An 11,750-nucleotide genomic window follows, 5' to 3' on the forward strand; every position below is an offset into this window, starting at 1 on the left:
TGGGCCCCGGTGAGGGCCTTCCCCTGTTACGGAAGGGAGATTCGCTCCAGGCTTTCCTGTGCCGGCAGAGAGAGAGCTTCCCATCTTCGATAGTGCTGGCCGAAGCGGGGCGGTGACTGGCCCAGGATCGCTGCGATCCGCTCCGCTGCGTGGCCATCCCCGAACAGCGGCGGCCGCGGCCCGAGAGGCCGGAAGCAGCGCCACCCTTCCACAATTCGCTGAGGGTCGGTCCCGACCAGTCGGTTCCACCCCACCTCCACCGTCTCCATCAGCTCGGTCTCCTCCCGCAGGGTGAGGCATGGGATGCCCAGGAAGTAGGCCTCCCGTTGCACCCCTCCCGAATCGGTGAGAATCATCCGGGCGTGAGCCTCCAGAGCCAGCATGTCCAGGTAGCCCACCGGCTCGATCATCTGAATATGGGGAGCGATCGGAAGGCCATACCGGGTGATGGCCTGGCGGGTGCGTGGATGAACCGGGAACACAATCGGCTCCGGGATGGCGCGGAATCCAGCCAGGATGCCGGACAGCCGACGCGGGTCGTCGGTGTTGCCGGCCCGATGGACGGTGGCCAGCAGATACCTGCCGGGCTCGAGGCCGAGACGCTCCAGAAGGGCCGGGGCCCGCTCCAGGGCGCTGGGGAGATAAAGACGCACCGCATCCAGCATCACGTCCCCGACGAAGAAGACCCCATCGGTGATCCCTTCCCGCGCCAGATGTTGCACGGCGCGCCGGGTGATGCAAAAGTGCAAATCGGCTAGGCGGTCAGCCACCAGCCGGTTGATCTCCTCGGGCATGAACTTGTTGAAGCTCCGCTCGCCGGCCTCGATGTGGACGAGCGGGATGTGCAGCTTGGCCGCTGCCAGGGCCCCGGCCAGGGTGGAATTGGTGTCCCCCCGCACGATCACCAGATCCGGCCGCTCCTTCCACAGAACCTCTTCCAGCCGGGCCATCATCTCCCCGGTCTGGCGGCCGTGGGGGCCGGAGCCCACCCCCAGGTGGTAATCCGGGGCCGGCAGGTCCAGATCCTCGAAGAAGATCCGGGACATCGCATCGTCGTAGTGCTGGCCGGTATGAACCAGCACCTCGTGATGCTCCTGTCGAAGGGCGAAGCTCACCGGGGCGGCCTGGATGAACTCCGGGCGGGCGCCGACCACGGATACGATTTTCATGGGCGTGCTCCCGCAGGGGCGGGGATCCGATCCAGCCGGATGGCGGGGATCGGGCCGCTATAGAGCAGCAGCCGGATCCGCTCGGCCAGCTGGATCGCCCGCAGGCCGTCGAGGGCGGAAACAGCGGGCGGCTGGCCGCTCCGGACGCAATCCACGAAGTGCTGGAGCTCCAGGGCCAGCGGCTCCGCCATCGGGATCCCAATCCGTTCCATCCATCCTTCCTGACGGTATTTCACCGGTTGGCTGTCGTTGGTGAAGGTGGGGATCGTATAGCGATAGATGGTGATCCCTTTGTTCAGCAGATCCGCCTCGATGTAGGCCTCAGCGGCTGTGATCTCGATAGCGCGGATTTTCTGTTCGGTGACGCGGGAGGCAAACAGGGTGGCCACTTCCCCTCCTGGAAACTCCATCGTCAGCACCGCGTAGTCCATCGCATCCGAGAAAACCGGGCGTCCGATCGGATAGATCCGGGTCGGCCCCGCGCCGATCAGGTCAATCGCTAGGTCCAGATCGTGGATCATGAGGTCCAGGATCACATCGGCATCCCGGTTGCTGACCGCGTAGGGGCTCAGGCGACGGAAGATCAGACTGATGGGATGCATGGTCTCGAGGATGGCCTTGAGCTCGATGTAGACCGGGTTGAACCGCTCGATATGGCCCACCTGCACGGGGACGCCATGGCGGCGCGCGGCCTCGCAGATTGCCATCGCCTCCACCACGGAGGTGGCCATCGGCTTCTCGATCAGGACCGCCACGCCCCGTTCGATGAGCTCCAGGGCGATCTCCGTATGGGTGGGCGTGGGGGTGGCGACGATGGCGGCCTCCACGCGGGCGGCCAGATCTTCCAGGGTGGGAAAGGGTATGGTCTCATAACGGGCGGCGACCTCCAGCGCCCGTTCCGGGCATCGATCGTAGATGCCCGCCAGCTCCACACCCCGGAGGGATTGGAGCACCCGGCAATGACGTTCTCCCATGGATCCAACGCCCACCACACCCACCCGCATACTCTTCATCTCACTTCCCTCCCAGATCCTCGATGGCAGCGTTCATGGCCTCCACCACATAACGGATCTCCCCGTCCTGAAGGGCGGGATGAATGGGAAGGGAAAGGACCTCCCGCGCGGCGGCTTCCGCGACCGGAAGGGACTCGTTGTAACCCAGCCGCTGGTAGAGGGGTTGGCGGTAAACCGGAGTCGGGTAATGGATTCCGGTCTCGACGCCAACTTCCCTCAGGCGCTCGCGGACCGCATCCCGCAGCCCCGGGGCGAGGCGCACGGTATAGAGGTGATAAACCGACGTGCTGTTCGGGGTGGTCTCCACAGGATTCACCCCACGGAGATGTTGGGTGTAAAACGCCGCGATGGCGCGGCGGCGGGCGTTCCAAGCTTCGATATGCTGAAGCTGACCGATCCCCAGAGCCGCCTGGAGCTCCGTCATCCGGAAATTCAAGCCCAGGATCTCGTGCACATATTTCGCGGATTGGCCGTGGTCCCGTAGCATGCGAAGACGACGTGCCAGCCGGGGATCCTGAGTGGTGATCATCCCGCCCTCGCCGGTGGTGATGTTTTTGGTGGCGTAGAAGGAGAAGCACCCGATGCCGAAAGAGCCCACCGGCTGGCCGCGATACAGGGCGCCGGGGGCGTGAGCCGCGTCTTCGATTAAAGCCAGGCCGTGGCGTTCCGCGAGCTCCGTGAAGGCCTCCATCTCACACGGGTTCCCGTAAAGATGCACCAGGATGATCGCCCGGGTCCGGGATGTGATCCGCCGCTCCACCTCTCCCGGGTCCAGGTTCAGGGTCGAGGGCTGGATGTCGGCGAAGACAGGCCGGGCGCCCAGGAACAGGATCACATTGGCGGTGGCGGCGAACGTAAAGGGCGTGGTGATTACCTCATCCTCTGGGCCGATCTCCAGGGCCATCAGGGCCAGGAGCAGCGCCGCAGTTCCGTTCGACACGGCGATCGCAAAGGGGACCTCGGCCCACTCGGCGAAGCGCTCTTCGAACTCCAGCACCCGCAACCCCTGGGCCAGCCGTCCGGAGTTCAACACCTCTAAGAGGGCCTGTCGGGTCTCTTCGTCGAACAACGGGCGAGCCATCGGGATTTTCACGGTTGCGCTCGTCGGTGCAGAGATAGCCTGGTGGAGGGATCTGCCAGATCCGGATAACACGGCTGGTTCGCTCCCGGCCGGTGATTCTGGCCTCCACTGTAAACGTAGGGAGTTGGGAGGCTGTAAGCAGGGGGTTAGAAGGCGGTAGCCCATGCCTTCCAGCCTGCGGTGTCCCTTCGGCGGGCGGCCCCCGGCCACCTTCATCGGCACATTTGGGAGCAAGGTATCTTCGTTTCCCGGTTTTCTAACTAACCCCTCTCGTGCATCTAACCCGCGGAGGGTAACGTGGGGGATGGAGGAACGAGGATGAACATTCTGATGGCGCTCCCTTATCCGCCCTCCCGCATCCGGATCCGGCCCTTTGGGTTCCTGCAAGCGCTGGCCCGCCGAGGTCATCGGATCCGCGTGCTGGCGGTGCAGCCCCCGGAAGATCGCGATGCGGATCTGGCCCCGATGCGGCGCCTGGGGGTGGAGATCCACTGCTTTCCTCTTTCACGGGGAAGAACCCTCTGGAACGCCGGGTGGGCCTGGATACGGGGCGGGCCCCTCCAGGCAGGGTATGCCGATCATCCCGGGCTGCGCGAAGCGTTGCGGCAGAGCCTTCGGGAGCCGTGGGATGCCGTGCATATTGAGCACCTGCGGGGTGCTGGATTCGCTCGCGAGATCCCGGCCGACCGCCTGGTGTTCGACGCCGTCGACAGCATCACCCGCCTCTTCGAGCAGGCGCGGGCGATGGCACCGGGGCGCCTGACCCGGTGGCTGGCGCGGCTGGAGCTGGCCCGAACCCGACAGCTGGAAGCCGGGTGGTTATCCACATTCCCTCGCATCGTCGTGACCTCAGAGGAAGACGCGGCGGCTTTGCGTCGTCTGGCTCCAAATGGCCAGGCCTCATTCACCGTTATCCCGAACGGAGTGGATCTGGAGTTCTTCCAGCCATGGGCAGTCCCGCGGGATCCGGCCACCCTGATCTTCACCGGGAAGATGAGCTATCACGCGAACGTGGCGGCTGCCCTGGATCTCATCGGGGAAATCATGCCGCGGATCTGGGCGCGACGGCCGGAGGTCCGGCTGTGGATCGTCGGGCGGAATCCCCCGTCCCGCCTGCGCCGGGCGGCGCGGGATCCTCGGGTGGAGATCCTCGGGACGGTTCCCGATCTCCGGCCGTATTTGGCGCGGGCGACGCTGGCCGTGTGCCCTCTGCGATACGCGGTGGGAATTCAGAACAAGGTCCTGGAGGCCATGGCCATGGGGACGCCGGTGGTGGCCACGCCGCCCGTGCTGGGAGGGCTTCGGGCGATCCCCGGGCAGGATCTGGTGGTGGCGGAAGGTCCAGAGGCGTTTGCGGAGGCGGTGCTGAGGTTGCTGGACGCTCCGGCCCAGCGGTCGGCCATGGGAGCGGCAGGTCGGGCCTACGTGGAGCAGCATCATCGCTGGGAGGCGCTGGTGGAACGGCTGGAGGAAGTGTATGCCGCAAGCCCGGTTTCCGGGGGATCTTCAGGCTGAGGGATCCCAGATAATGGCCAAGGGGATGCATCGCTGGATCGATCGGACGCCGGTTGATGCTCCCATCCGAATGGCAGGCCTTTGAGGACCTGGAGGATATCCCCTCGGCGCGCCCTCCAGGCCCTCGAGCTCCCTTCTTCCCCCACGGCCTTTGAGAATTGTGGAGAGGGGGGATCGAGGCGATCCTCGCGATCCCTTGAAAGCGAGGGATACAGGAATGAAGCCAGGCCTCGCCCCAACCATCCTCTCTTACGGAACCACAATGATCACGCCTCTCATCTTCTGGGCACGCATAGATACCGGTATTCGCCACTCCGCTCCCAGAAGCGACCCCAGCGTGAGGACGATGATCGCTCTTTTCATTGAACCGCTTCTTGGAGGCTGATCTTCTGGAGCGAGGAAAAGTCCGGTTCAGTCTTCGATCCCCCTTGTCAGCACTTCCAGGAGGTTGTTCGGGGTCAAAGGGGGACCAGCCCGTTCGCCGTATAAGTGAAAGAGATTGGCCATGTTGTAAGCCTGGGGAGGAGAATAGGGGGGAGAGGCAAGATCTAAACGGAGAAAGCGTTGGATCATCTCGATGGAGAAAGAGAGATGAAACATAGCGCTTTTAAGCGATCCTCAGAGGGAACAAGGCTGTGGGGAATCTGGATCGGCGCCCTGGGGTGTTTCGTGCTGGCGGCCGCCACGGGGGTCCTGTTCCGCTATGGGATGCTGGCAGGTCTCCCCGCAGGCCTCTCGCTGGGGAACCTCCGGCACGCGCACTCTCACCTGATGTATTTCGGATGGGTCACGCCCGCGCTGATGGCGATGATCGTTCTCCATATGGTTAGGGGGCGGATCCCATCCAGCGTGGTCTGGATCCCATGGATCACGCTCCTCCTGGGCCTGGCGGCTTACGTTCCTTTCCTGCTTTACGGGTATCAGCCGGTTGAGTGGGCTGGGAGGCGGCTCCCGCTGGCCACGATGGCTGCGGGCCTGAACATCTTCGCCTGGTATGCGTATGGAGTGGTTTACTTCCGCTGGACCCGTCGGTTCGATCATCCCGCCCGGCCGTGGTGGGATCTCGCGGTATCCTTCCTGATCCTCTCCTCGCTGGGGGCGTGGGGACGGGCAGGCCTAACGATCTTCCGGATTGAGGATCCGTTCTGGGAGAGTGCTACCGTCCATTTCTTCCTCTATCTGTTTGCGGATGGCTGGCTCATCCTCGCTCTGATCGGCCTGGCTGGGGTAAGGGATCCCCAGATCTTCCGTGCGCTTCCCCGATGGAGCTGGTGGGCGCTAGCTTTGGGCACGCCGTGGGCTTTCCTGTCGCTGATGCCGCCAACGGAGGTCCCCTGGGCGTTACGGCTCCTGGCGGGGGTCGGTGGCGGGGCGGCGGCGCTGGCTCTCGGGATGATAGGGCTTCGATTTTTCCGAACGGCGCCGCTGGAATGGCGCGTTCCTCTTGTTTTCCTGGGAATGTGCGCGCTGGCCAAACTGGGGTTCAGTGTGCCCCCCCTCGCCTCCTGGGCGCTGGAAGTGGAGCTTCGAATCCCTTATCTTCACCTGCTGCTTTTGGGGTTCGTCACCCTGGGGCTGATGGCCGGTGCCCGCCAGGTCTGGGGAGCGCACGCGGCCCCCTGGCTTTCCGCGATGTTCCCCGCGGTCGGTCTGATGATGCTCTCCCTGGTTCCACTAACCGGCCTCTGGCCATCGGCTTGGAGCGGACGGTGGGTCCTGGTGGCCGCCATGGTCGGCGCTCTGTTTCCATTCCTGATCGCCCTGGGGATGTTTGGGCGGATCCTCTGGGTTGAGGGATTTCAACGGGGGCTGCTATTGGGTTCCAGCAATCCGGGAATGGAGGTGCGTGATGGACAAGGAAGCTAAGGAGCTTCGGGAAATGCTCATGCACATGACCATACAGGAGATCCTGGATCAGGATCCGGAGGCGGCAGCGATCTTTGAGGAATATGGGATCTATGAGATCGAGGTCACCTGCACAAAGGAGATGGAGGAGCTCTTGGAGGACGCCGCAGCGATCTGCGGGTTCGATCTGGAGGAGACGCTGGATCGGCTGGCCACCCGCTGGGCGGAGCGTATCGTTCCAAACAGCACGTAAGCAGCGTTACCGCTTCACCCGATCAATGGGGCCGCCTGCAACGATGGCTGAGGTGCCCTCGTCCCATAGATTACGAGGGCGTGCATCGCGTCCTGGCTCCCTGGCAATCTTACGCCAGACTGGTGTATTTTCATCTGTTGCCGAAAGGACTGGACGAGCGGAGGCTCCTGGAAGCGGAGGGGCATAAGGTTTTGCCTTTCGATTCGCGCTTGGTGGACAGCGCGGCTTATCCCCCTGGCTGCCCTGAAGGGAGGTGACTGCCATGATTAAGGTCAAGCGAGTCTACGATCCGGTGGGGCCGGACGATGGGAAGCGGTTCCTGGTGGAGCGGCTGTGGCCACGGGGGATGAAGAAGGAGGCCCTGCAGATGGATGGCTGGCTGAGGGAGGTGGCGCCCAGCGATCGGCTGCGGCGGTGGTTTAGCCATGATCCGAAGAAATGGGAGGAGTTCCGCCGGCGCTACTTTGCAGAACTGGAGGCCCATCCGGAGGCCTGGCGGCCGCTCCTGGACGCGGCCCGTGCGGGCAACGTCACGCTTCTGTTCAGCGCCCGGGACGTTGTCCACAACAACGCGGTGGCTCTCCGGGAGTTCCTCGAGAAGGAATTGAAGCGCTGAAGCGCCCCATTCTCCTTCCCCGCTGCCCGAAGGGCGGCGGGGAAAGGGAAAAAGAAGGTAATTCGGACCGTCTAAGGCGCGGATTTTATTTAGCGCCCTCTCCTGGAAGGATCAATCGCACTACCCGTTCATAGAACAGATAATCCCATGCCCATCCGGAGAGGACCACTAAACGGTTCCGCAGGCCGATCAGGCGCACCAGGTGCACCCCGAGCCACAAGAGCCAGGCCGGGAAGCCGGTGAAGGCGCGCCCGAACACATGGGCCACAGCGGCGTTCCGCCCCAGGGTGACCAGTGTGCCGGGATCCCGGTAGTGGAAGGGCTCGGGCAGACGGCCCCGCAGGGCCCGCAGGATATTCCGGGCGGCCCGTTCGCCTTGCTGGATCGCTACCGGGGCGACCATCGGCAGCTTCCCGGATCCTTCCGGGAGGGCCAGATCTCCGATCACGTAGATCTCTGGATGCCCGGGCACCTGAAGGGTGGAAGCCACCCGGACCCGTCCTCCAGGTCCTGCAGGAAGCCCGATGGCCTCCCCCAGCGGGTTCCCCCTTACACCGGCTGTCCACACCACTGTTCCCGCCTCGATAATGGTTCCATCCTTCAATCGCACGCGTTCCGGCTCTACGGCCTCCACCGTGGCCCGCAGCCGGACCTCCACCCCCAGCCGGCGGAGGCGGGCGGCCGCATAAACCCGCAACGGATCGGGCAGGCCAGGCAACAATCCCTCCATCGCCTCCAGGAGAATCACACGAACTTCCCGGAAGTCCAGTCTGGGGAAATCCCTTCGGAGAGGGCGAGCGATGAGCTCCGCCAGGGCACCGGCGAATTCCACTCCGGTCGGCCCGCCGCCGACGATCGTGAACGTCAGCAGCCGGCGTCGCTGGAACGGATCCGGTTCCCGAGCCGCCCGTTCGAAAGCGGCCAGGATATGGTTGCGCAGCGCGATGGCCTGATCCAGGTTCTTCAGGAAGAAGGCATGCTCGACGACCCCTGGCACGCCAAAGGTATGTTCCACACTGCCTGGGGCCAGGATCAGAAAGTCATAATGGATGGGTGAGCCGTCCGTCTCCAGCTGACGGGCTTCCGGGTCGATCCCCCGGATTTCGGCCATTTCAAACTCGACATTGGGGAACCGGCGCAGGAGCCCCCGGATGGGGAAGGCGATGGCCTCCGGCTCGATCTCAGCGGCGGCGACCTGATAGAGCAGGGGGAGGAAGGTGTGGTGGTTCCGCCGGTCCACCAACAACACCTCCACGGGCTCGAAGGCCAGGGTCCGCACCGCCCATAGCCCCCCGAACCCTGCGCCTACCACGACCACTCGCGGCCGATCCCGTCTGGCCATGGTGCCCTCCGTTCCTCGGGGTTTCACGCCCTATCCGGCGATCCAAGCGGCAGTTGGAAGCCCATCGAGCACATCGCTTATCTTAACAGACGTTCGATCTCCGAGGGTGTGCAAGCAGGCCGTTGAGGACCAGGGGGCCTCCATGCCGTTACGGATGCGGTTCCCGCTGATGCTGATTGGAATTCTGGCGCTGCTGGTGGGTCTGTGGGCGGGCTGGATTCGGATGGGGTGGGCATTTCCCCGACCCAACCTGGCCTGGCCGGGAGCCCATGGCGCGCTGATGATCTCCGGCTTCCTGGGCACGCTGATCACCCTGGAGCGGGCCATCGTCGGCCCTCGCTGGGTCTGGGGGGCGCCGATCCTGGCCGCCCTGGGGAGCCTTACCCTGCTCCTGATGCCTCCGACGAACGGGAGCGCCGTCCTGTTCCTGGGCAGCGCGTTGGTGCTGGCGGCGCTCTTTGTCCACGCCGCCCGGCGTCGTATGGATCCAGCCATCCTGGTCCTGGGGTTCGGTGCTATGGCGTGGGGGATCGGCCAGCTGATCTGGCTGGGGAGCGATTCGCTGGCGAAAGCCACGCCGTGGTGGACCGCGTTTCTGGTGCTGACCATTGTGGGGGAGCGGTTGGAGCTCGCGCAGGTGATCCCTCGAGGGCGGGGGATGATCGGATCCTTCTGGGCTGGCGTGGGGCTGGTGCTCTTTGGGCTGATCCTCAGCCTGTTCCTTCCCGCGTGGGGACAGCGAGTTCTGGGATTGGGGTGGTTGGCCCTGGCGGCTTGGCTCGCCCATTATGACATCGCCCGCCGCACCGTGCGTCAGCACGGGCTGGTGCGTTATCTCGCGCTCTGCATGCTGGCCGGCTACCTCTGGCTGGGGATCGGTGGGGGGCTGGAATGGCTCCCCGGTGAAGCCACGGCAGGGCCATTATATGATGCGCGGTTGCATGCGGTGCTGATTGGATTCGTGTTCTCGATGATCTTCGGCCATGCGCTGATCATCTTCCCGGCCGTCCTCCGGGTCAACCCTGTCTTCTCCTCCACGCTTTACCTGCCCCTCGTCCTCCTGCACCTTTCCCTGGTTGTCCGTCTGATCGGGGATCTTGGAGGGATCTTTGAGGTCCGCCGCTGGGGCGGCTTATTGAACGGCGTGGCGATCCTGCTGTTTCTGACCCTGATCCTTCGAGGGATTCGGGCAGGTCGAAAAGCCTCGCCCGGCCCATTGGCGGCTTCTTCAGAAGACCTGAGGCTTGGTGGCTGGACGGATCGCTGAGGACAGCTCGCCAGCCTCCAAACCTCTGCCTTCCTCCCAGGAGCCAGCAGCGCTGGTTCAACCCGTGCATGGGTGGAGCGGGCACCTTCAATGTCCGCTCCACCATCGCTAAACCTCCAAGCCCAATGAACCACTTGGGATCTCCGTTCACCCCGGATGAGGAGATCACTTCTCTGCTCTCCCTTGATGAAAATCCCGGCGGGGCGATGAATCGAATGGGGGCCCTCACAAGGCGAGATCATGGGGATCCACAGAGGGCTGGCATGTGCCGCTCCGGTCAACGGATGGGGAGGGTGGCCGGGCTTCAATGGGCCGGGCGGGATTCGAACCCGCACGGGTTTTCCCCACGTGGTCCTAAGCCACGCGCGTCTGCCAGTTCCGCCACCGGCCCGTTAGGCTTGTTGGGTAATTGGCGAGGAGGGACTTCCAGGGCTAGGAGGGCCGCCGCTGCATAGCGCCTATAATATTATACTCTTTTGCTTCAAGCTCAAAGCCTTTCCGGAATCCCAAACGAAGAACTCTTTCCGGACCTCTCAGGCAGGGGCTCGCGGTGAAAATCCTCGTGGATTTGTGCATCCCTCCGATGGAAGATAAAATCCTGAAGGCTTTTAGAGTTCAAGTTACGCTCAGGAGCGGAGGGGAACGGGATGCCAGTGGTCCTCCTGCTGGATATCGATGATGTGCTGGTTCTCCCGGTGGGGTATAAGCGAGGGATTCCGGCGACGCTCGAGACGTTCACCCGGCGTCTGGGATGGGAGATCCCCATGCCGACGGAGGCGGACATCGAGTGGTTTGAGGCCTCGGGGGTGACCAGTGAGTGGGATTCCACTGCCATCTGTCTGGCCGGGCTGTTGCTAGAGGCTGCGCGCCTCGATGAGCATTGGATTGTCCCGGACTTTGAGGAGGCGATGGCTCGCCTAGCAGCCCGGGCGCTGGATAGCGCCCAGATCCGTCCGAACTACGTGGCCTGGGTGAAAGCTGCTGGCGAGGCGGCGCAACCAGGGGAACGCCCTTCCCAGGCGGCATGGCAGCTCTGGCGCCGCGAAGCATTGCCCCAGCTCCCGCGCCCTGAGGCCCTGGAGGCTCTGCTGAAGATCCTGCTGGCGAATACCCATCACCTGTCGTGCCCGACCACGGCGGTTTTCCAGACATGGATGGTTGGAAGCCGGGCCTATCAGGAGGCTTATGGCCGGCCCGCTCCTATCGAAGTGACTCGGGGATTGCTGGAGGAGGACCGGCCGTTGCTAACCCGCGAGGGGGCTCGGGCGCTCATCCATGTCTGGTATGAAGGGCGTCTGGCCCCTGCGTTCTATACCTTGCGACCTTCCCGCCCGCCCCTGAAGGAGCCCGCGCCTCCTCGACCTGTTTATTCCCCTGAGGCGGAGCTGGCTGCCCGACAGATTGGGCTGGAGGACTGGCCGCCCGTCGGACTGGGCCGCCTCTTCTGGCTGGCGGAGACCGTGGGGTTGCAGGAGAATCCGAGCAAACCCCACTTGATCCACGGGATGGCTGCCTTCGCCTCCGCCATTGCCTCCGTGGATGGGATCCCAGAACCCCATGCGCTTCAAAGCGCTTATGAGACCCTGCAAATCGGGACGTTGATCGGGCCTCTGGCGGAGTGGGCGGAATTTCCCTGGCACGTGGTGCTG

10 protein-coding genes and 1 tRNA gene are annotated in these 11,750 nt (G+C 64.1%); 6 read left to right on the forward strand and 5 right to left on the reverse strand.

Annotation, left to right across the window (positions count from 1 at the left end; translation table 11 throughout):
* Positions 1-26: 26 nt before the first annotated feature.
* The 3 genes from wecB to NZM16_RS11415 are packed head-to-tail and all read right to left on the reverse strand — an operon-like array spanning position 27 to position 3,263.
* Entirely contained in the window at positions 27-1,169 is a 1,143-nt protein-coding gene (wecB, locus tag NZM16_RS11405) for a non-hydrolyzing UDP-N-acetylglucosamine 2-epimerase (protein WP_295448633.1), read from the reverse strand.
* Positions 1,166-2,182: a Gfo/Idh/MocA family oxidoreductase gene (locus tag NZM16_RS11410; protein ID WP_295480477.1), complete on the reverse strand. Its 1,017-nt coding sequence runs from the start codon at positions 2,180-2,182 to the stop codon at positions 1,166-1,168. Before NZM16_RS11410 ends, wecB begins: the two co-directional genes overlap by 4 nt.
* Position 2,183: 1 nt before the next feature.
* Entirely contained in the window at positions 2,184-3,263 is a 1,080-nt protein-coding gene (locus NZM16_RS11415; RefSeq protein WP_295480479.1) for a DegT/DnrJ/EryC1/StrS aminotransferase family protein, read from the reverse strand.
* Positions 3,264-3,581: 318 nt separating this feature from the next.
* Between NZM16_RS11415 and NZM16_RS11420 the strand changes: the two genes are divergently transcribed.
* The 4 genes from NZM16_RS11420 (at position 3,582) to NZM16_RS11435 (ending at position 7,492) form a co-directional block, all read left to right on the forward strand.
* Complete coding sequence (locus NZM16_RS11420; protein WP_295480481.1) at positions 3,582-4,778, forward strand: glycosyltransferase; 1,197 nt, start codon at positions 3,582-3,584, stop codon at positions 4,776-4,778.
* A gap of 591 nt (positions 4,779-5,369) precedes the next feature.
* Positions 5,370-6,644, forward strand: coding sequence for a hypothetical protein (locus NZM16_RS11425; RefSeq protein ID WP_295480483.1), 1,275 nt, complete (start codon positions 5,370-5,372; stop codon positions 6,642-6,644).
* A complete protein-coding gene (locus tag NZM16_RS11430) occupies positions 6,628-6,876 on the forward strand; it encodes a hypothetical protein (protein ID WP_295480485.1) in 249 nt (82 codons plus the stop codon). The genes NZM16_RS11425 and NZM16_RS11430 overlap by 17 nt, the downstream gene beginning before the upstream one ends.
* Positions 6,877-7,138: 262 nt before the next feature.
* A complete protein-coding gene (locus NZM16_RS11435) occupies positions 7,139-7,492 on the forward strand; it encodes a DUF488 domain-containing protein (RefSeq protein WP_295448617.1) in 354 nt (117 codons plus the stop codon).
* Between the two features lie 85 nt (positions 7,493-7,577).
* Here NZM16_RS11435 and NZM16_RS11440 read toward each other — a convergent pair whose 3' ends face one another.
* Positions 7,578-8,834 carry an NAD(P)/FAD-dependent oxidoreductase gene (locus NZM16_RS11440; RefSeq protein WP_295480487.1) on the reverse strand — a complete coding sequence of 419 codons (1,257 nt, stop codon included), beginning with the start codon at positions 8,832-8,834 and terminating at the stop codon, positions 7,578-7,580.
* A 142-nt stretch (positions 8,835-8,976) separates the two neighbouring features.
* On the opposite strand from NZM16_RS11440, the gene NZM16_RS11445 reads away from it, so the two are divergent.
* Positions 8,977-10,101 carry a hypothetical protein gene (locus NZM16_RS11445; RefSeq protein ID WP_295480488.1) on the forward strand — a complete coding sequence of 375 codons (1,125 nt, stop codon included), beginning with the start codon at positions 8,977-8,979 and terminating at the stop codon, positions 10,099-10,101.
* A 308-nt stretch (positions 10,102-10,409) separates the two neighbouring features.
* On the opposite strand, the gene NZM16_RS11450 is transcribed toward NZM16_RS11445, so the two are convergent.
* Positions 10,410-10,492 (reverse strand) — tRNA-Leu (locus NZM16_RS11450).
* A gap of 256 nt (positions 10,493-10,748) precedes the next feature.
* Between NZM16_RS11450 and NZM16_RS11455 the strand changes: the two genes are divergently transcribed.
* On the forward strand, positions 10,749-11,750 hold a 1,002-nt coding region (locus NZM16_RS11455), incomplete at its 3' end, for a hypothetical protein (RefSeq protein ID WP_295480490.1).

The organism is Thermoflexus sp. (assembly GCF_025055495.1).
Lineage (GTDB): Bacteria > Chloroflexota > Anaerolineae > Thermoflexales > Thermoflexaceae > Thermoflexus.

Bases quoted from the DNA above. Each gene is read 5' to 3' on its own strand.
- wecB (WP_295448633.1), bottom strand. From the start codon at position 1,169: ATGAAAATCGTATCCGTGGTCGGCGCCCGCCCGGAGTTCATCCAGGCC.
- NZM16_RS11410 (WP_295480477.1), bottom strand. From the start codon at position 2,182: ATGAAGAGTATGCGGGTGGGTGTGGTGGGCGTTGGATCCATGGGAGAA.
- NZM16_RS11415 (WP_295480479.1), bottom strand. From the start codon at position 3,263: ATGGCTCGCCCGTTGTTCGACGAAGAGACCCGACAGGCCCTCTTAGAG.
- NZM16_RS11420 (WP_295480481.1), top strand. From the start codon at position 3,582: ATGAACATTCTGATGGCGCTCCCTTATCCGCCCTCCCGCATCCGGATC.
- NZM16_RS11425 (WP_295480483.1), top strand. From the start codon at position 5,370: ATGAAACATAGCGCTTTTAAGCGATCCTCAGAGGGAACAAGGCTGTGG.
- NZM16_RS11430 (WP_295480485.1), top strand. From the start codon at position 6,628: ATGGACAAGGAAGCTAAGGAGCTTCGGGAAATGCTCATGCACATGACC.
- NZM16_RS11435 (WP_295448617.1), top strand. From the start codon at position 7,139: ATGATTAAGGTCAAGCGAGTCTACGATCCGGTGGGGCCGGACGATGGG.
- NZM16_RS11440 (WP_295480487.1), bottom strand. From the start codon at position 8,834: ATGGCCAGACGGGATCGGCCGCGAGTGGTCGTGGTAGGCGCAGGGTTC.
- NZM16_RS11445 (WP_295480488.1), top strand. From the start codon at position 8,977: ATGCCGTTACGGATGCGGTTCCCGCTGATGCTGATTGGAATTCTGGCG.